This is a genomic window from Azoarcus sp. KH32C (assembly GCF_000349945.1).
In the GTDB taxonomy this organism is placed as follows: Bacteria; Pseudomonadota; Gammaproteobacteria; order Burkholderiales; family Rhodocyclaceae; genus Aromatoleum.
Map to the genome: position 1 here is coordinate 3,544,767 of NC_020516.1, position 19,711 is coordinate 3,564,477.

The 19,711-nt window shown below is 65.4% G+C and carries 13 protein-coding genes; 5 read left to right on the top strand and 8 right to left on the bottom strand.

The features are described from left to right. Window positions 1-35 precede the first annotated feature (35 nt). The 7 genes from AZKH_RS15670 to AZKH_RS15700 form a co-directional block, all read right to left on the bottom strand. Window positions 36-437, bottom strand: coding sequence for an acetone carboxylase subunit gamma (locus tag AZKH_RS15670; protein ID WP_015436764.1), 402 nt, complete (start codon window positions 435-437; stop codon window positions 36-38). A 5-nt stretch (window positions 438-442) separates the two neighbouring features. Further along, the gene (locus tag AZKH_RS15675; protein ID WP_015436765.1) at window positions 443-2,380 is read right to left on the bottom strand and encodes a hydantoinase/oxoprolinase family protein; all 1,938 of its coding nucleotides are present in this window, start codon (window positions 2,378-2,380) and stop codon (window positions 443-445) included. Between the two features lie 414 nt (window positions 2,381-2,794). Then, entirely contained in the window at window positions 2,795-4,834 is a 2,040-nt protein-coding gene (locus AZKH_RS15680) for a sigma-54-dependent Fis family transcriptional regulator (RefSeq protein WP_015436766.1), read from the bottom strand. A gap of 402 nt (window positions 4,835-5,236) precedes the next feature. After that, on the bottom strand, window positions 5,237-6,541 hold the full coding sequence (locus tag AZKH_RS15685) for a DUF1329 domain-containing protein (protein WP_015436767.1): 1,305 nt from the start codon (window positions 6,539-6,541) through the stop codon (window positions 5,237-5,239). A gap of 19 nt (window positions 6,542-6,560) precedes the next feature. Next, the gene (locus AZKH_RS15690; RefSeq protein WP_015436768.1) at window positions 6,561-8,081 is read right to left on the bottom strand and encodes a DUF1302 family protein; all 1,521 of its coding nucleotides are present in this window, start codon (window positions 8,079-8,081) and stop codon (window positions 6,561-6,563) included. A 122-nt stretch (window positions 8,082-8,203) separates the two neighbouring features. After that, on the bottom strand, window positions 8,204-10,612 hold the full coding sequence (locus tag AZKH_RS15695) for an RND family transporter (protein WP_015436769.1): 2,409 nt from the start codon (window positions 10,610-10,612) through the stop codon (window positions 8,204-8,206). A gap of 32 nt (window positions 10,613-10,644) precedes the next feature. Continuing rightward, complete coding sequence (locus tag AZKH_RS15700; protein ID WP_041657402.1) at window positions 10,645-11,661, bottom strand: YCF48-related protein; 1,017 nt, start codon at window positions 11,659-11,661, stop codon at window positions 10,645-10,647. Between the two features lie 672 nt (window positions 11,662-12,333). Between AZKH_RS15700 and AZKH_RS15705 the strand changes: the two genes are divergently transcribed. From AZKH_RS15705 to ggt, 5 genes are all read left to right on the top strand, one after another. After that, on the top strand, window positions 12,334-13,056 hold the full coding sequence (locus tag AZKH_RS15705; RefSeq protein ID WP_015436771.1) for a CoA transferase subunit A: 723 nt from the start codon (window positions 12,334-12,336) through the stop codon (window positions 13,054-13,056). A 3-nt stretch (window positions 13,057-13,059) separates the two neighbouring features. Continuing rightward, a complete protein-coding gene (locus AZKH_RS15710; RefSeq protein WP_015436772.1) occupies window positions 13,060-13,695 on the top strand; it encodes a 3-oxoacid CoA-transferase subunit B in 636 nt (211 codons plus the stop codon). 157 nt (window positions 13,696-13,852) lie between these two features. Beyond that, window positions 13,853-15,016, top strand: coding sequence for an acetyl-CoA acetyltransferase (locus AZKH_RS15715; RefSeq protein ID WP_015436773.1), 1,164 nt, complete (start codon window positions 13,853-13,855; stop codon window positions 15,014-15,016). Then, complete coding sequence (locus tag AZKH_RS15720; protein WP_015436774.1) at window positions 15,013-16,560, top strand: class I adenylate-forming enzyme family protein; 1,548 nt, start codon at window positions 15,013-15,015, stop codon at window positions 16,558-16,560. Before AZKH_RS15715 ends, AZKH_RS15720 begins: the two co-directional genes overlap by 4 nt. A gap of 140 nt (window positions 16,561-16,700) precedes the next feature. Then, window positions 16,701-18,533: a gamma-glutamyltransferase gene (gene ggt / locus AZKH_RS15725; protein WP_015436775.1), complete on the top strand. Its 1,833-nt coding sequence runs from the start codon at window positions 16,701-16,703 to the stop codon at window positions 18,531-18,533. 18 nt (window positions 18,534-18,551) lie between these two features. On the opposite strand, the gene pta is transcribed toward ggt, so the two are convergent. Then, complete coding sequence (pta, locus tag AZKH_RS15730) at window positions 18,552-19,592, bottom strand: phosphate acetyltransferase (RefSeq protein ID WP_015436776.1); 1,041 nt, start codon at window positions 19,590-19,592, stop codon at window positions 18,552-18,554. Between the last annotated feature and the right edge of the window lie 119 nt (window positions 19,593-19,711).

Genomic DNA, 19,711 nt, shown 5'->3' on the forward strand with positions numbered 1-19,711 from the left:
TTGGAGCCCCGGCCGGGGCTCGGTGGCTTAGTGGCTCAGTGGCCGTGATTGCCCTTGCCGGCCGTGACGGCGGGACCGGTGACGGGCTCCGCCAGCTCTTCGCGCTTCGCCCATTGCGCCTTCAGCGCGGGCAGGTCGGGCTGCATGTCGTGAAGCGGCGGATGGCCGGGGATCGCATACTCGGTCTCGACCATCGTTCCGCAGCTCGGGCAGTAGTACTCGAGGATGCGCACCCACTCGGGATCGGGGCTGAACGTGAAGCGGTACTTTTCCGGGTCGATGATGGGCGGATGGATTTCGCGCGGGTCGCGGTTGTGGACCAGCATCCCCTCCTTGTAGCCCTTGGTCGCGGGCCCGACCACGTGGTCGCAGACGCGGCATTCCCACTGCTCGGAGTCGAGGTCGATGCGCAGGTATTCGGTCATCTGTACTTTCATGATCTTTACGCCTTTCTCTTCAGCAAAATGTCGCCCGCATCGCTGATGACGAAGCTCCAGCCATCCAGCACGCGGCAGGTAAAGTAGTCTTCCTCGAGGATCGCCGGCCCCGTCGCGTGGTCACCCGCCGCGAGCTGCGAGAGCTTGTAGACCGGGACGTCAATGCGGCCCTGGCCGCGCGTGAGCACGTTGCGCACCCCGTCCGCCTTCGCCGCGGCGCCCTCGATGAACTTCGCGGTCTTGCCGGCTTCCTCGCGCAGCGGCTTCACCGCGGTCAGCTCCAGCTCGACCGAGCGCGCCTTCTTGAACTCGGCCGGGAAGGCGGGGTGATCGCCGACCGGGCGCGACACTTCCTCGCCCTCCGCGATCTCGGCGACGAGCCGGGCATGCACTTCGTACTCGCCCTCGCCGAAGCCCTCCGCGAACATGTCGCGGCCGGCCTTGACTTTCAGCTCCGCCAGCGCGTCGGCGACGCCCTGGTCGCTGCGCTCGTCGATCGCCACCGCATAGCGCTGCGACACGTCGCAGGAGCCGATGCCGAAGGCGCTGAACACGGCGGCGAGCTGGGGCACGGCGACCGTGTCGATGCCGGCCTTTTCAGCGACACCGCACGCATTGAGCGGACCGGCGCCGCCGAAGGCGAGCAGCACCGTTTCGGGCGAGATCTTCGTGAAGCGGTGCAGCTCGACGGCGATCTTGTCCTCGTAGGCGTGCTCCATCTGCAGCAGCGCCTCGTCGAGCCCGACGCCGAGCGGCTGCGCGATGTTCAGCGTCACTGCGGTCGCGGCGCGGTCGAGGTCGAGCGCCATGCCGCCGCCGAAGTAGGACTTCGGATCGAAGATGCCGGAGAGCAGGCTCGCGTCGGTAATCGTCGCTTCCTTGCCGCCGCGGCCGAAGGCAGCCGGGCCGGGCACGGCACCGACGCTCTCGGGGCCGATCGCAATGCGGTTATTCACCACCTTGAAGATCGAACTGCCGCCCGCACCCGCGCTCATGATTTCGCACAGCGGGAAGGACACGCTGATACCTTCCACGTGGCCGCGGCGCACCTCGGCGACCTTGCCGTGCAGGCACTGGCCGATGTCGGTCGTCGTGCCGCCGACGTCGATCGCGACGACGTCCGGCAGGTCGTACAGGCGTGCGAAGGACTTCATTCCCTCCATGCCGCCGCGCGGACCCGAGCTGTAGGTCTTGATCGCGACGGTCTTCGCCACCCGCGACGCGTCGCCATCGTTGCGGAAGATCAGCAGCGGGTTCTTCGTGCGATAGGCGCGCAGGCGGTTCTCGGCGTTGAACAGGAAGGCCTCCATCGCCGGATGCAGGAAGGAGTTGATCAGCGCCGTCCAGGTGCGGCGCACGACGTCGCGGTCGGTGGTCAGGTCGCTGCCGTAGAGCACCGGCACGGCCCCCAGCAGATGGCGCGGGTAGCGGCGCAGCACGACCTTCTTGAAGCGGGTCTCGATGTCGAGGAAGTCCGCGCCGTCGAAACTCACGACCAGGCGGTTCGCCCCGGCGGCCGTCAGCTGGTTGATGGCCTTGACGACTTCGAGGTCGGCATCGCCGCTCTTCACCGCCTCGCCGTCGAGCATCACGATGCGGTCGCCGACGAGCGCCTCGTACACTTCCGGATCGTGCTCGGCGAGGCGAACCGGCAGGTCGCGCGCCGCCTTGTCGAGGATCAGCCCCAGCCGCGGGCCCTTGCGCTCGCAGATCGCGTTGGTGCCCTGGGTGGTCGAGTAGCGGATCAGATCCACTTCCTCGAGCAGCCGGCTCACGTTCTGCTCTCCGTAAATCACGCCGGATGCCTTTTGCAGGCCGTCGAAGAAGCACTTGCTCAGGTCATACGGTGTCGTAAGAACCTTCGTCTTCTTCACGACGCCGTCGTGATTGATACAGATATCGGTGAGCGTGCCACCGTTATCGATGTTTATTTGCAATCCCATATTGCGTTACCTCCTTTCCAACGGGCGCGGATAATCTCGGTTTAACCATTTTTTCGGGACGCAAATGGCGTTTTGAAACTCGCGCCATTAATCCTTCCGATGTCATCGAGGAAATCCGCTGCGCCATCGGAGGAGTCTCCGAGGGATAAATAGCAACCGGTGTGCCAGTCAGTCGCAAGACCCGAATTAACGCGTATATTATTGTTTTTATTGATTTATTAATTTATCAAAGCTTAATTTCGGCGCGTATCGCATTAATTACCGTCCGATTTCCGGATCATCGTCCGAATGTAGGAAGACGGCGATCGGACCCGTTGACAATTCGGCACGAAAACCATGGAAATAAAATGGGGCGGTCAGCCATTGCTGAACCGCCCCATTCGGGATAACAGCCGGCCGCGAGGCCGGATCGATTTAATTGCGGATGCTGCGCACCGAATCCACCAGGGAATCGAGATCGAAACGCTTGAGCTTCAGATAAAGCGTGCTCTTGGCGATCCCCAATGCCCGGGCGACCGCCGCCATGTTGCCGCCGTGGTTGCGGATCGCTTTCAGGATCGCGTCGCGCTCGGCGTCTTCGAGCCGGTTGCCTTCGCTCGCCACCTGCGGTTGCGCAAACGGGCGTGATGGCGATTCGACGGGTGCAGCGCCTCTGCCGAGGATTTCCGGGGGCAGGCATTCGTCGCCGAGGATGTGATCGGGCGCCGTCAGCAGCATGCTTTCCATGATGTTGCGGAATTCGCGGATATTGCCCGGCCACGCATACGCCTGCAGCGCTTCGAGCGTGCCGGGCAGCAGCACGCCCTTACGCACGCCATGCTGCTGCGCGAGCCGCTCGAGGTAATAATCGGCGAGCAGCGGAATGTCTCCGATCCGTTCGCGCAAGGGCGGAATATGCACGCTCGTGACGGCGACGCGGTAGAAGAGATCCATGCGGAAGCGCCCCTCTTCGACTTCCTTGCGCAGGTCGCGGTTCGTCGCCGCGATCAGGCGGAATTTGACCTTGCGCGGCTTGTTTTCGCCCAGGCGATAGACCTCGCCCTCTTCCAGCACGCGCAGGAAATGCGGCTGCAGGTCGAGCGGCATCTCGCCGATCTCGTCGAGGAAGAGCGTGCCGCCGTCGGCTGCCTCGACCTTCCCGATCATGCCGCCGCGGCGCGCGCCGGTGAAGGCGCCGTCGGTGTAGCCGAAAAGCTCGCTCGTCAGCAGTTCGCGCGAGAAGCCACCGCAGTTCAACGCGACGAAGGGGCCGTCTTTCGCGCTACCCCCTTCGTGCATGCAGCGCGCGAAGACGTCCTTGCCGACACCGGTTTCGCCGAGCATCAGCACCGGCACGTTGGAACGCGCGAGCTGACGCGCACGGGCCACCGCTTCCAGCGTATTCCGGCTCTGGCCGATGACGCGCGCGAAGGCTCCCTTGTCGGATGCCAAACCCGTTTCTCCTTCCTGCATTCCTCCCGCGACGAAGCTCGCGGGGGAACGGTTCGGCAGCGTCAGCAAGGTGCCGATGCGTTGCCCGTTGTGCATCACCGGCGCGAGCCACTCGGGTCTGATCCAGTCGGGCAGATGGTCCGGCAGCGCGTCGCCGCGCGCGACGCCGAGCGACACGTCGTTGAGCGTCAGGCCGCGACGACCGGCGACATCCTCGCCCAGGCCCGCCAGCACGGCCGAAGCGCGCTCGTTGGCCTTGATCGGCAGTCCGCGACGGTCGAGCACGATCAGGCCATCCGCCGTGCTCGTCGCCAGGTTGCGCATGCATTGTTCGAGCAGCCGATAGCGATAGTCCATCTCGATGCGTGCGAGCCGGTTCTCGATGCGGCCCGCGGTCGTCACGACCAGTGCGAGGCTGTGGCGGTTGTAGGTGCCGTTCAGGCCGGATACGTCGATCACGCCAAGGATGCGATTGTCGTAGGGGTCCCGAATCACCGTCGCCGAGCACGTCCAACGCTTGATGCCCGCGCAGAAGTGCTCCGCGGAGTGGATCTGCACCGGCTGGCCCAAGGTCAGCGCGGTGCCGATCGCATTGGTGCCGCAGGCGTTCTCGCTCCAGTCGCTGCCCGGCAGCAGATGCACGTTCTCGGTCGCCCCGCGGGTCGAAGTCGAGGAATCGCCTTCCAGGCTCAGGATCGTGCCTTGATGGTCGGTGAGGACCATCACGGTCCCGGTCTCGGACAGGAACTCGCGCGCCTCGGCCATCACCGGCGTGCTCGCGGTCAACAGTTCATGATGTTCGGTGCGCAGCGAGTACAGCGAGTTCTCGCCGAGCGGCTCGGGAGCCTGGTAACGGCTCGGGTCGACGCTTGCATCGAGGCAGCGTTGCCACGAATCGTCGATCAGGCGCCGCAGCGCATTGCCGTGAGCCCGTTCGCCGTTCAGAAAACGCTCCCACGACGCCATGATGTGTCCGTCGTTCTCGGGGCGCGGGAACAACTGGCTAGGCTGCATGACTTGCATCGACACTCCTCCTTCGTCTCTCTTCGTATCGACCGATGCCTGCCGCTGGAGGCGGCAGCTCCGTCGATCTCTTTTGATTTTTTTGCTTCTACCGGCATTCCGTCGCCAGAACCCCGCGCGGAATGGTTCGCAATCATCGTGCCAAGCGCTTCGACGCCGGCAAAAGACGCCATTTACCACTTTAGCACTAGGATTTGCCGGCCGCGCCGAAGATCGGAGCGTCCGATCGAGTCGGACAGCTGACCGAAAATCGGACGGTGGGCGTCCGATTTTCGGACGACGGAATCCGGATCGGACGCCCCTTCTCCATCCGAGCGAGATTCATGCCGGACGAGGCCCCGGACGACGGCGCTCCGCTGCCCCCCTGTTGGCAGACGGAGCGCCGCCCCGCTTCATGCGGGCTTACTTGGCCCCGCCCGTGGCCACCTCTTCGAGCTTGCTCAAGGACACGTCCTTCTCCTTGACCCCCTTCGGGTTCGCCTTCATGTTCGACGACCAGGTCGTCGAGTGATTGCGCTTGACGTCGATGACGTGGCCGACGACCGGCATCACCGCCTTGTAGCCGTCCTCGCCGATGTCCGGGCGGTTCTGGAAGATCATGAATTTCCAGAATTCGCCCTTCTGGTCATACATCTCACCGAGGTAGGGACGCGGGAAGTCGACTTCCATGTACACCACCTTCTTGCTATACGGATGCTCGGCCGGCGGCGTGCCTTCGACGACGTAGACTTCGCGCGGCTCCCACTCGATGTTCTTCGCAGGGAAGAAATACGGCGCCTCGGTCAGGCCGACCGACGGGAACTCCGCTGGCGTGCCTTCCTTGCTCTTGTCGACGCTGACGTTGGGGCTGTGCGCGATCGCGAACACCCAGCGCTTGGCGACAAGCTTGTTGGCGCGGTACTTCGTCGGGAAGGCGTCCCAGATATCCCAATCGTCATAGAGCTGATCGGTGCCGCCGATGGGGTCCATCCACGCGCCACCGGACAGGCGCCGGGTGCGCCGCACCGACTTCAGATAGGCCCAGGTGTCGTCCGGCTTGGCCGAAGTCGGTTCGTTGTAGCGGATCGAGAAGGTGCCGAGGCCGCGGATGTCCTGCGGGCTGGTCGCGAAGAGGTAGGTCTTCTGCGCGATGTCGCCATCGCCCTCGGCGATCGGCCCGCCGTCCAGACGCCCTTCCATGTAGTAGCGGCGCGACTGCCAGCGCTGCACGCGCTCGACGCCGGTCGAACCGCTGATGAAGACGAAGGAAATGTCGCGCAGGTCCATCGTCGCGCCGTAGGTCGCGGCGCGCAGGTTCCAGATCACCTTGTCGCCGGCATTCGGGTCGTCGAGCTTGATCGACTCGGGCGGGAACAACATGCCCGCCTTCCAGCCGCTGACGGTGCGCGTCGCCGGGTCGAACTTCACGTCCTTGGCGTATTCCTTGGTCGCCTGGACGTACTTCGGGTCCATCTCGATCTTCTTCGAGTGCGCGATCTTCATCGTCAGCCCGAAGTTCTTGATCATGTACTCGAGCTTCTCGGGGACCATGCTGGCGACGGTCTTGCCCTCGAAGGTCTCGTTCTTGATCTTGTCGTAGTTGTCCTTCGTGATCACGAAGCCGGGCTGCAGTTCGCCCGCGGCGGCGCTGCCCGCGAGCAAGGCGAGCCCGCCCGCGATGCCGAGCGCGCCGGCCGAGCGGCGCACGGTGCTGGATGATGCGTTCATCTCATGTCTCCTTTGGTGATTAGAACTGACGGGTCAGGCGGAAAGTCAGCTGGTTGTTGTTGGCGAAGTAGCCGAAGAGCTGGGTCGAGCGGTTCGGATCGAGCAGGACAGTCGACTTGCCCGTGTTCCAGAAGAGGTCCGCCTCGATCTTGGCGCGCCAGTTGTCGCCGAGGACGAGGTCCACCGCCGGGATCGCGAAACCGCCGCCGTGCGTCAGGTCGAAGCCGACCGCGAAGCTCGGGTTGATCGTGTCGCTCTTGTAGTTGAGGACCGTGAAGGCCGTGAGGATCGTGTTGTGCTCGGTGAGCGGCGCGCCGTAGGCGAAGAGCCGCGCAAGGTCCTCGCGCTCGCGGAAGTCTTGGATCCACGTATCAAAGAGCTGCACCGACGAGAACGACGGCCGGTTGGTGCCGAGCAGCTTCTCGAAGTGGATGTTCTTGTCGGCGCGCAGCATCACCGTGACGACATCCTTCTGCTTGATGCCGTTCAGGCCCAGCAGCGGTCCGGTGCCGACGTTGTAGGCCTGGTTGATGGTGTAGGCGAGTTCCGCGCTCAGCACCGAATCGATCGGCGCCGAGTAGCCGCTGACGGTCGCGCCGATCACGTCGATCATCGGATGGATCAGGTCGAAGACCGGGCCCGTCGGCGCCTTCTTCCACGGATTCGCCACCGAGTTCGCGACCGGGTCGGCCGAGAAGGACTTGATGTAGGCGAGCGAGTAGTTCACCGGCCCGGCCGTGCCCGCCCAACGGATGCCACCGGTCACCTGGTCCTGGTCGCCCTTCGGATGGCTGCAGTCCTTCTTCGTGATCGCCGTCAGGTCGAAGCCGCGGTAGGGCTGGAAGAACCAGCGCCCGCCCTGGATATCGTAGGTGTTGCCGATGTCCTCGCAGCCGTCGAGACCCGGGCGCACGAAGGCATGCAGCTCGCCGTCAGCTTCCGGCACATCGACCTTCACCGACGCGAGCCACAGCGGCTTGCGCCACTCCTCGTTCTCGCCTTCGAAGAAGAGCCGCCACGACAGGTCGTAGCCATGCACGACATCCATCGCGTGGAAGAAGTCCGACTCGCCCCACACGATCTGCTGCCGGCCGAGGCGGAAGGTCGAGCGGTCGCCGACTTTGAACTCCCCCCAGAACTCGCGCATGTCGAGGCGGTTGTAGTTGTCGAGGATGTCGTGGTCGTCGCCGCCGGTCGTGCCGTTGGTCTTGCGCAAGCGCTCGAGGTCGCGCAGGTAGTCGGTCTTCGCCTCCTGGTCGGCGCGCGCGATCGCCTTCCACTTGATCGGTCCGGTCTGCGCGTCGGCGTCCAGCAGCAGCGAGCCGCGCAGCATCGACGCCTTGCCGCTGTCGTTGGCCTTGGTCTCGGGGATGTTCTGCAGGTTGAACGCCGCCCAGCCGCGGACGTAGCCGCCGAGGTGGAAGCTGTTGCCTGAGGAATCGCCTGACGCATCCGGTTCCTCGGCGAACGCGGCGCCCGCGTGGATCGCCGACAGCACGGCAGCGCTGACGGCCAGCCTGCGGACCTTGTGGTTTTTCATGAGTCTCCCTCCTGTTGTAGTGAGTGTGGGCACGGCATGTCTCCTCCGCGCGGCCGCAGGGGTCTGCGGCCGACGGTCGTTGAAACGCTTGTAGGGATTGGTAATCCGGGTCGGGATTGGGGTCAGGCGACGCTGGCGACCAGCGCGGGCTCCGATTCAACGGGCGCGGGTTCGTCGGCGAGTTCGATCGGGTGGCGCTTGGAGCCGACGATGAACTCGGGGCGGAAGATGTAGACCAGGGCCGGCATCAGGAACAGCGCGGACGTCGCCGAGATGAAGAGCCAGATCGCGATCAACACGCCCATGTCGGCCTGCAGCCGCAGCGAGGACATACTCCACAGGATCACGCTGGTGATCAGCGTCAGTGCCGTGATCAGCACGCCCTTGCCGGCGCTCGCGATCGACTTCGCGATTGCGCGGCCGACGTCGCGATGATGGTGCAGCTCCTCGCGGATGCCATCGACGATGTAGAAGGTGTAATCAACGCCCAAGCCGATGCCGAGCGCGACGACCGGCAGCGTGTTGATGTTCATGCCGATGCCCTTCCAGGCCATGTAGCTGAAGGTCAGCGTGTTCGACAGCAGCACCGGGATCATGAAGAACACGCCTGCGACCAGCGACCGGTAGGTCACCATGCAGCACACGACCAGCACTAGCAGCGCGAAGGCGATCGCCTCGATCTGGCCGTTGAGGATCACCTCATTGACCGCCGCCAGCACGCCGACGAGACCGCCCGCCAGCATGAACTGCGCGTTCTCCAGTGGATGCTGCGCGATGTAGTCCTTCACGCGTGCAATCGCGGTACGGATCGTCTCGCCTTGGTGATCGCGGAAGAACAGCGTCACCGCGCCGTTGAGCGCCTGCGCGTCGGCAAAGCGGTCCATGTCGCCGGGATCCGCGCCCGACACGAACATATAGACCAGCTCGCCGTTCTCGTTGGCGGTGTTGCCAAGCTCCTGGTAGCGCGCATTGCCTTCGCGGATCACGCGCTTGACCGCCGGCAGGATGTCCGCGAGCGAGATGCTGCCGCCGACCTCGGGCTGCGCCTCCATGTACTTCTGGAAGCGTTCCATGCCTTCGAGCACTGCCGGCTCCTTCAGCGCGCCTTCCTGCTTGCCGCCGACGACGACGAACATCCGGTCCGAGCCCTGGAACTTCTTGTTGATCGCGGTGGCGTCCTGGTTGTAGGTCGAATCCGGCCACAGGATCGGCGAACCCGGGTTCGCGTCGCCGACCTTGAGCTTGAACGCATACAGCCCGGACACGGCGAAGATCACCAGCGCCCCGAGCGCCACGCCGAAGCGCGCCTTTGACGTCACGATCGACGAGCACAGGTTCAGAATCCAGCGCAGCACCGGCATGATGTTGATCGGATGCGCGTGACGCTTCTTCAGCCCGCACCACGACAGCAGCACCGGCGTCAGCACCAGCGCGCTGACCATGATCGACAGGATCCACACCGTGCCGATGTAGGAGATCTTCTCCAGCATCGGGATCGGCGTCAGCGCGACGACCAGCACGCAGCCCGCGTCGGCGACCACCGCCAGCATCCCGGGCTTGAAGAGATTCAGCAGGCTCGCCTTGGCCGCCGCGGCGGTGCTCGACGCGCCCGCCGCGACCTCGTCGTCGAAGCGCGACACGAGTTGCACCGAGTTCGACACCGCCTGCGCGGTGATCAGGAAGGCCACGACGATCACCAGCGGATCGAGGTGGAAGCCCATCAGCTTGGCCGCACCGAGCGCCCAGGTCGCGCTGACGATACCGGTCACGAGCGGCAGCAGCGTACCGTGCCAGGTGCGCGTAATCAGCAACAGCAACAGCACCAGCGACGCGACCGTGATGAGGAAGATCTGGACCGTCTCGGTCAGGTAGTAATTGACGAGCCCGTACAGGATCGGCTCGCCGACCACGCGCACCAGCACCCCGTCGCCGCGCGCCTGGTCGGCAATCTCGGCGATCTGGCGATAGGCCTTCAGGTAATCGACCGCGCCATCGGTGAAGTCCGCCGTGATCAGCGTCGCCTTCATGTCGATCGAGACATACGGTCCGTAGACCAACGGATTGTTCAACACCGCCTCGCGCAGCACGCCGATCGCCGCGTCGTTCTTCGGCAGGTTCGGCCACATCAGCGGCCGCGACTCGATGCCCTCGGTCGACGCGCGCACCTCCTTCATCTTCTTCGACGCGAGCGAGACGATCTGGTAGTTATCGACGCCCTCGACCTTCTGCAGCGCCTGCGTGATCTGCTGCACCTTGCGCAGCAGCGTCATGTTGAACACGTCGCCCTGCTCCACCTCGAGCATGATGCTGACCATGTTCGAGCCGCCGAAGGTCTGCTTGAAGCGGTTGTTCACCTCGACGTAGGGATGGTTCTTCGGCAGCAAGTCGCTGAAGACCGTCTTCACCTCGATGTGCGCGGCGAGATAGCCCATCGCCGCCGTGATGCCGGCGATCACGAACAGCACCGACACCCGCCGTCGCAGGATGAGGTCGATGAAGCGTTCGAGCGCCCTGAACGTTGCGTTTTTCATAGTTGATTCCTCTGACGCATGGAAGGGAGGGCTTACTCGCGCCCGTAGATGCTGAGGCGGCCGTCGTCGATCACCGCGAGGTTCGCGCCGGCCAGGAAGAAGCGCTCACCGGACTTCACGATCTGCGTGCGCCACGACAGGTCCTGCTCGGAGATGCGGCCACCTTTCCAGCTGCCGCCGTCGGCCGTGCCTTCGACGCGCACGCCCTTGTCGCCCACCGCGAGCCAGCGCGCTCCGTCCCAGACGACACCGTTCAGGTGCTCCACCGTCACGCGCGGCGCCTGCTTCCAGCTCGCTCCGCCGTCCGCGGTCACCAGCACCACGCCCGACAGACCCACTGCGACGCCGTGCTGCGCATCGCGGAACTGCACGGACATCAGGCTCGACTTCACCGGGCTCGCCATCGGCGCCCAGCTCGCACCGCCGTCCCGCGTGCGCAGCATCTGGCCAAACTCACCGACCATCCAGCCGTCCTCGCCGAGGAAGAACACGTCGTTCCAGGCCTGATCCTTCTCCGGCATCGCCCGCGTCCAGGTTTCCCCGAAGTCGCGCGTCAGCAGCACCGCGCCGACTTCGCCGACCGCCCAAGCGACGCCGCCCGGATAGGCGCGGACCTGCAGCAGTTTGTTTGCGACATCCGAGCGCGGCACCTGCACTTCGTGCCAGCTCGCGCCGCCGTCGGAGGTGACGATCACCGTCCCCGCATTACCGACGGCAACCGCCCGCTTGTCGTCCCACGCCGAGATCGCCTGAAGGTGCGCCAACGCCTTGTTCGGCTGGATCGTCCAGGTCTTGCCGCCGTCGTCGCTGCGCACGATCTTGCCGTAGTAGCCGACCGCCCAGGCAACCGAAGGCGACGGCGTCGCGACGCCGTAGAACACGTCGCGACGCTCGATCGCCGGCGCCTGCAGCATGGCGATCTGGGGCTCCCATTTGACGAAGAACGCTGCATACATGAGGCCGCCGATGATCAGCAGCGGCAGCGTCGACAGGACGGCCCCCGAAATACCGCGGGCACTGCGATTGAGAGAAAGGGTCGCGCTAGTCATGACAGCTTTCCGCCAGATCATGCCGAAACCCTCCGCGGCACCACCCCACCGCCCCCTGCGCCGGCACTCGCCGACACCGCGATCGACCGTTGTCTCCAAGCATTTCTCTTCCTTTTGTCCGGGGAGCCCGTACCGCGCGGCGGACGGCGTCCGATGCGCGCGCAGCAAGTCCCGCATTTCGTTTTTTACGGGGTGCAAACACCCCTGCTTCGCGTCGCGACGGAAGACCGACATCCGCCAGCGGGCCGCGACGAGCGTTCAGCAAAATGGGTGCCAGCAAAAATAAGCAAATAAACAGCTGATTTTTATGAATATTTTATGAGACAGAAATTGCTGCGTAGCAGCAAGAAATAGCGAGGCGTCCGGATATCCTCCTGCGCAGCGGCCGGCTATCGGACTGAAAGACATCCGGGCGACGGACGTCATGCGGCCAATGAACGGACGATTCCGATGGATTACTGCGATCCGGACGAGGCGCCCGATATTCGAACCCGCGCCGTCCGCCGTCGTCCGATCTCGCGACTCGCACGCCGGACGGGGCTGGCCGTCCGCCAATCCGGCCACACCATCAAATCATTGAATAGACGGGATAAATTTCGAACCCTTCCCGATGGCATCGTATTTGCTGAATGGGGGGACGACTCAGCCACCGATCAATGAGGAGGATTCGCAGTGTCATTCAACAAAATATTCCTGACGCCCGAGGCGGCGCTCGCGGACATCCTCCGCGACGACCTCGTGCTCATGGCGGGGGGGTTCGGCGTGTGCGGCATTCCGTCCGCGCTGATCGACGTGATCCTGGATTCGGGCGTCAAGGGCCTGACAGTCATCTCGAACAACCCCGGCGCGGACGGCCACGGCCTCGGCAAACTCTTCAAGAGCCGCCAGGTGCGCAAGCTGATCTGCTCCTATGCCGGCGACAACGCCCTCTTCGCGCAGCAATATATGGCGGGCGAAGTCGAAGTCGAGTTCAACCCGCAGGGCACGCTCGCGGAACGCATCCGCGCGGGCGGCGCCGGCATCCCGGCCTTCTACACCCGTACCGGCGTCGGCACGGTCATCGCGCGAGGCAAGCCGACCGCCGAGTTCGACGGCAAGACCTATCTCATGGAGCGCGGCCTGCGCGCGGACCTCGCACTGATCCATGCGTGGAAGGGCGACACTGAAGGCAATCTGCAGTACCGGATGACCGCGCGGAACTTCAACCCGCCGATGGCGACGGCCGCCGCGATGACGGTCGCCGAGGTCGAGAACCTCGTGTCGCCCGGTCTGCTCGACCCGGACCACATCGTCACGCCTGGCATCTTCGTCAACCGCATCGTCGCCGTCCCCGGTGCCTCCAAACACATCGAACAACGCACCGTGCGTCCGCGCCCGATGCACATCGAGGAGTAAGCCATGCCCTGGACCCGAGAAGAAATGGCCGCACGCGCGGCCGCCGAACTGCGCAACGGCTTCTACGTGAACCTCGGCATCGGCATCCCGACGCTCGTCGCCAACTGCGTGCCCAAAGGCATGTCGGTCCAGTTCCAGAGCGAAAACGGCATGCTCGGCATGGGCCCCTTCCCGTTCGAAGGCGAGGAAGACGCCGACCTCATCAACGCCGGCAAGCAGACCATCACGACCCTGCCCACGACCAGCTTCTTCGACAGCGCCGCCTCCTTCGGCATGATCCGCGGCGGCCACATCCAGCTCGCGATCCTCGGCGCGCTGCAGGTGTCGGCGAAAGGCGACCTCGCGAACTGGACCGTGCCGGGCAAGATGGTCAAAGGCATCGGCGGCGCGATGGACCTCGTCGCCGGCGTCGAGCGCGTGATCGTGCTGATGGAGCACACCGCCAAGGGCGAACCGAAAATCCTCGAGGAATGCACGCTGCCGCTGACCGGCGCACGCGTCGTCAACAAGATCGTCACCGACCTGTGCGTCTTCGACGTCGGTCCACAGGGGCTGACGCTCACGGAGCTCGCGCCCGACACAACGATCGACGAGATCCACGAGCGCACCGCCGCGCCCTTCCGGGTCGCACTGCAATAAGACGGCCTCTAATCCCTTTTTTCCGCGGAAACGCGCGGTATCCGGTGCAGGATCTCGCAGATCTCCTCCAACCTCTCCTCTTCACCGGAAGCGTTTCCGCGCTTTTTACACCCGACGGCGGACACCCCGTCCGCATCGAAAATAACGGAGACATTTCATGAGCGTATGCATCGTCGGCTGGTCCCACACGCCGTTCGGCCGCCTCGATCTCGATTTCGAACAGCTCGTCACGACCGCCGCGTCCGATGCGATCGCCCACGCCGGCATCGACGCCGCAGCGGTCGACGGCGTCTGGCTCGGTCACCTCAACGGCGGGTTGATTCCCGAGATCTTCTGCTCGTCGCTCCCCTCGCAGGGCAACGCCGGACTGCGCTGGAAGCCCGCCACCCGCGTCGAGAACGCCTGCGCCTCCGGTGCGGCCGCCATCGCGTCGGCCTGCGACGCGATCGAGGCCGGACGCGCGCGCATCGCCCTCGTCGTCGGCGCCGAGAAGATGACGGCCTTGTCCGGCCAGATGGTCACCGACATCCTCGCCCGCGCCTCCTACTATCGCGACGAAGGCGCCCACGGCCTGAGCTTTCCCGGCATCTTCGCGAAACTCGTCGACGCCTACGGCCGGCAATACGGCTGTCCCCTGGAAGCGATGGCCCGCATCGCCGCCAAGAACCACGCCAACGGCACCCGCAACCCCTACGCCCACATGCGCAAGGACGTCGGATTCGACTTCTGCAACACGGTCTCCGCCGCCAACCCGCTGATTCACCCCGGACTGCGCAAGACCGACTGCTCGCTCGTGTCCGACGGCGCCGCCGCGCTGATCCTCGCCGACAGCGCCCTCGCCAGGGATTTCGACCGAGCCGTCGCCTTCCGCGCCCGCGCGCACGTGAATGACCTGTTGCCGATCGCCAAGCGCAACATCCTCGGCTTCGAAGGCCCGCGCCGCGCCTGGGCGCAGGCGCTGTCGGCAGCGCGCTGCAACGTCCGCGATCTTTCCTTCGCCGAGATCCACGACTGCTTCACGATCGCCGAGCTGCTGACCTACGAGGCGATGGGCCTCACCGAGCCGGGTGCCGGCGCGCGAGCCCTGCTCGACGGCATCGTCTACCCCGGCGGCGCGCTGCCGATCAACGTTTCCGGCGGACTCAAGGCCAAGGGTCATCCGATCGGCGCGACCGGCGTGTCGATGCACGTCCTCACCGCAATGCAGCTCACCGGCGCCGCGGGCGACATGCAGTTGCCAAATGCAAATCTCGCCGCGGTATTCAACATGGGCGGCATGGCAGTGGCAAACTACGTGAACATTCTCGAGCGCGTCCAATGAACATCGCCGAACTCCTCGTACGCACCGCCCGCAGCTTCCCGGACCGCACGGCGGTCCTGCGCGGCACGACAGCGCTGCACGATTACGCGGAGTTCGCGGCGCGCTGTGCCCGCCTCGCGCATCACCTGCGCAACGACCACCACCTCGAGGCCGGCGACCGCGTCACGCTCTACATGAGCAACCGCCCCGAATATCTCGAGTCCCTGTACGCCACCCTGTGGGCGGGGCTCGTCGCGGTGCCCGTCAACGCCAAGCTGCACCCGCGCGAAATCCTCCACATCCTCGCCGACTCGGAGTCGCGCGTCGCCATCGTCTCGCCGGAACTCGCCGACGAGCTGCTGCCCGTGCTGCACGAGGTCGGCAAGCGCACCCACGTCATCGTCGCGGGCGACGCCCACTACGCGAAAGCCGTCGCCGGCCGGCCGCTCGCGCCCGTCCCGCGCGCCCCGACCGATCTCGCGTGGCTCTTCTATACGTCGGGAACGACCGGCCGCCCGAAGGGCGTGATGCTCACGCACCGCAACCTCCTGACGATGACCCACGGCTACTTCTCCGACGTCGAGTCCCTCGACGGCAGCGAAGCCGCCGTCTACGCCGCCCCGATGTCCCACGGCGCGGGGCTGTACAACTTCGCCTTCACGCTGCGCGGCTGCCGCCACGTCGTGCCTGCCTCGGGCGGCTTCGATGCGCAGGAGCTCGTCGAACTCTCGCGGGACGTCGGCAATCTCTCGATGTTCGCCGCGCCGACGATGGTCAAGCGCCTCGTCGCCCACCTCCGCAGTACGGAAGCCAGGCCCGACGGTTTCAAGACCATCGTCTATGGCGGCGGCCCGATGTACCTCGAAGACATCCGCGACGCGCTCGACACCCTGGGCAACCGCTTCGTCCAGATCTACGGCCAGGGCGAGTCGCCGATGAGCATCACCGTCCTGCCGCGCGAACTGCTCGCCGATCGCACGAATCCCGCCTGGGAGGCGCACGCGGCTTCGGTCGGCATCTGCCAGTCAAGCGTCGAAGTCATCGTCGCCGACGCGGACGGCCACCCGGTACGGCCCGGCGAGACCGGTGAAGTGCTGGTGCGCGGCGACACGGTGATGGCCGGCTACTGGAACAACCCCGCCGCGACCGACAAGACGCTGCGCCACGGCTGGTTGTGGACCGGCGATCTCGGCTCGATGGACACCCACGGCTTCCTGACCCTGAAGGACCGCTCCAAGGACGTCATCATCTCGGGCGGCTCGAACATCTATCCGCGCGAAGTCGAGGAGGTCCTCATCCGCCACCCCGACGTAATGGAAGTGTCCGTCGTCGGCCGGCCCGATTCCGAATGGGGCGAGATCCCGGTCGCCTTCATCGTCGGCCGCGGCGTCACCGCCAGCGACCTCGACGCGCTGTGCCTGCACGAGATCGCCCGCTTCAAGCGCCCGCGCGAATACCACTTCGTCGAGGCCTTGCCCAAAAACAACTACGGCAAGATCCTCAAGACGACGCTCCGCGAAATGCTGAAGACCCTCCCTTCCGGCCCGGCCTCAACCAACGGTTGATTAAGCAAATCTTTCATTCCCGGCACACGAGAGCAGAAGCGATTAGGATCGAGGCTCCTTGAACCCGCGTGTTCCGGCCTTGCCGGAACGCGCGCCGTCCGTGGCGCGAACTTCCTGCCACCCCGCCAGGAGAGTGATCGATGAAGATGCCCGTCCGCGCACTTGCGCTCTCGCTGCTGCTCGGCGCCTGCGCCAGCAACATCCCGGCACCGACCCAGTCCTTCACCTACACGCTGCTTCCCCAACAGCCGGAAATGGCCTCCGGCTACCAGGAGAAGCCCGGATGGGCGCTGCGGCAGTATGCCGTCGCAGCCGCCAACCCGCTCGCTACCGACGCCGGGCGCCAGGTGCTCGCCGCCGGCGGCTCCGCGCTCGATGCCGCGATCGCGGTACAGATGGTACTGGGCCTCGTCGAGCCTCAAAGCAGCGGCATCGGCGGCGGAGCCTTCCTGCTGTATTACGACGGCAAACAGGTGAGCGCCTACGATGGGCGCGAGACGGCACCGGCCGCCGCGGACGAAAACCTCTTCATGGGCACGGACGGCAAGCCGATGGCGTTCAACGACGCCGTCGTCGGCGGGCGTTCGGTTGGCGTGCCCGGCGCCGTCGCGATGCTCGAAATGGCCCACCGCGAACACGGCAAGCTGGCCTGGGCCGACCTGTTCCAGCCCGCGATCCAGCTCGCGGAAAAGGGCTTCGCCATCAGCCCGCGTCTCTACACGCTGCTCAAGGCCGACACCTTCCTCAAACAGGACCCGGTCGCCGCCGCCTATTTCTATCAGCCCGACGGCGCCCCCTATCCCGTCGGCCACGTACTCAAGAACCAACCCTACGCCGACGTCCTCAAGCAGATCGCCGCCAAGGGCAGCAAGGCCTTGCTGACAGGCCCGGTCGCGGAATCCATCGTCGCGAAGGTCCAAGCCCACGCAACGAACCCTGGCAAACTGACGGCGGCCGACCTGAAGAACTACCAACCGAAGAAACGCGAAGCCCTCTGCACCGACTATCGCGCCGTGCAACGCGAATACCGCCTATGCGGCTTCCCGCCCCCGAGCAGCGGCGCCATCGCGGTCGCCCAGATCCTCGGCATCCTGAACAACACCGACGCCGCGAAGCTCCCACCGCAGGGCGGAGTCGATGGCAAGACCCTGCCCTCGCCGCAGTGGCTGCACCTTTACACTGAAGCCTCGCGCCTCGCCTTCGCCGATCGCGCCAAGTACGTCGGCGACCCGGACTTCGTCGCCCCGCCGGGAGGCAGCTGGCAGACGATGGTCGCGCCCGACTACCTCGCGTCGCGGGCCAGGATGATCGGCGAAAACAGCATGAAGACCGCCGAACCCGGTGCCCCCGGCCCGCTCAAGACCACGTGGGCGATGCCCGCCGAACAGCCCGAATACGGCACGAGCCACATCAGCATCATCGACCGACACGGCCACGCGCTCAGCATGACCACCACGATCGAAGCGCAGTTCGGCGCGCGCCAGATGGTGAATCCGACCGGAGCCGGCAACGGCGGCTTCCTGCTCAACAACGAGCTCACCGATTTCAATTTCGCGCCCAACGACGCCGCGGGCCAGCCGACGGCGAATCGCGTCGAACCGGGCAAGCGGCCGCGCAGCTCGATGAGCCCCACCCTCGTATTCGACAAGAACAGCGGCCAGGTGCTCATCACCGCCGGCAGCCCCGGCGGCGCGCTGATCATCCACTACACCGCCAAGACGCTCTACGGCATGTTGAACTGGGGCATGAACGCGCAGACGGCGATCAATCTCCCCAACTTCGGCGCCACCGGAGCCCCGACCCTGCTGGAAGAAAAGCGCTTCCCCGCGACGACGGTCGATTGGCTCAAGGCCCACAACCATGAAGTGCGCGAGACCGAAATGACCAGCGGCCTGCAAGCGATCGGCCGCACGCCGACCGGCTTCTTCGGCGGCGCCGACCCGCGCCGCGAAGGCGTCGTGATGGGCGAGTGAGGGCTCGCGCCGGGGGACTCACATCGCGGCCACGGCGGCCGGCGCCGACACCGCGCACCGTTCCGCCGCCTGCGCCTGCACCACCGTCACCGCGATCACGTAGAACACATCGTCCGCACTGCAGCCGCGCGACAGATCGTTCGCCGGCTTCGCGAGCCCCTGCAGCAAAGGGCCGATCGCCACCGCCCCGCCGACCCGCTCGGCAAGTTTGTAGCCGATGTTGCCTGCTTCCAGGTTCGGAAACACCAACACGTTGGCCCGTCCCTTCACCTGCGAATCCGGCAGCTTGCGATTCGCGATCTCCGCGACGATCGCCGCATCGAGCTGCACGTCGCCATCGATCGCCAGATCCGGCCGCCGCGCCCTCACCCGCCCTGCGGCCTCTACGACCTTGTCGACGGCCGCATGCTTCGCGCTGCCACTCGTCGAAAACGACAGCATCGCCACGCGCGGGTCCTCCATCAGCAGGCTGCGCGCACTGTCCGCCGCCGCGATCGCGATCTCGGACAACGCCTCCGCGTCCGGATCGACCACCAGCCCGCAGTCGGAAAAGATCAGCCCGCCCTTCAGGCTATGGAAGGGCTCGCACAGCATCATCAGGAAGAAGCTCGAAACCAGCTTGAAGGACTTGTTCACGCCGATGATCTGGATCGCGTTGCGCACCACATCCGCGGTCGTACGCACCGCACCCGACACCGATCCGTCGGCGTGGCCCAAGCGCACCATCAGATTCGCGAAACACAGCGGATCGAGCACCTCGCGCTGCGCCTGCTCCCGCGTCATGCCCTTGTGGCCGCGCAGCCTCACCAGCTCCTCCACGAAGCCCGGCGTCAGATGCGAACGGGCGGGATCGACCACCTCCATCCCCGCCAGCGAAATCTCCTCGCGGTACGCGCAGCTCTCGATCGCCGCCCGATCCCCCGCGAGGACCATCTTCGCCGTCCCTTCGCGCACCGCCCGTTCGGCCGCCCGCAACACGCGCGGGTCGTCGCCCTCGCTGAGCACGATGCGCCGCGGGTTAGTCCGCGCAAAGTCGATGATCCGGTTGATCGCTTTCATTCTGTTCACCCAAAAAAATTGCCGGAACCGAAGGGGTTGGGGAGAGTTCGGTTCCGGCGCAATCACAACACCCGTGACAGCGGGGTTGAGGAGGGAGGTTTAAATATTTTTTGATATTT

Excerpts from the sequence above, each read along its gene's own strand:
- ggt (WP_015436775.1), top strand. The coding sequence starts at position 16,701 with ATGAAGATGCCCGTCCGCGCACTTGCGCTCTCGCTGCTGCTCGGCGCC.
- AZKH_RS15715 (WP_015436773.1), top strand. The coding sequence starts at position 13,853 with ATGAGCGTATGCATCGTCGGCTGGTCCCACACGCCGTTCGGCCGCCTC.
- AZKH_RS15675 (WP_015436765.1), bottom strand. The coding sequence starts at position 2,380 with ATGGGATTGCAAATAAACATCGATAACGGTGGCACGCTCACCGATATC.
- AZKH_RS15685 (WP_015436767.1), bottom strand. The coding sequence starts at position 6,541 with ATGAACGCATCATCCAGCACCGTGCGCCGCTCGGCCGGCGCGCTCGGC.
- AZKH_RS15670 (WP_015436764.1), bottom strand. The coding sequence starts at position 437 with ATGAAAGTACAGATGACCGAATACCTGCGCATCGACCTCGACTCCGAG.
- AZKH_RS15710 (WP_015436772.1), top strand. The coding sequence starts at position 13,060 with ATGCCCTGGACCCGAGAAGAAATGGCCGCACGCGCGGCCGCCGAACTG.
- AZKH_RS15695 (WP_015436769.1), bottom strand. The coding sequence starts at position 10,612 with ATGAAAAACGCAACGTTCAGGGCGCTCGAACGCTTCATCGACCTCATC.
- AZKH_RS15680 (WP_015436766.1), bottom strand. The coding sequence starts at position 4,834 with ATGCAAGTCATGCAGCCTAGCCAGTTGTTCCCGCGCCCCGAGAACGAC.
- pta (WP_015436776.1), bottom strand. The coding sequence starts at position 19,592 with ATGAAAGCGATCAACCGGATCATCGACTTTGCGCGGACTAACCCGCGG.
- AZKH_RS15690 (WP_015436768.1), bottom strand. The coding sequence starts at position 8,081 with ATGAAAAACCACAAGGTCCGCAGGCTGGCCGTCAGCGCTGCCGTGCTG.
- AZKH_RS15700 (WP_041657402.1), bottom strand. The coding sequence starts at position 11,661 with ATGACTAGCGCGACCCTTTCTCTCAATCGCAGTGCCCGCGGTATTTCG.
- AZKH_RS15720 (WP_015436774.1), top strand. The coding sequence starts at position 15,013 with ATGAACATCGCCGAACTCCTCGTACGCACCGCCCGCAGCTTCCCGGAC.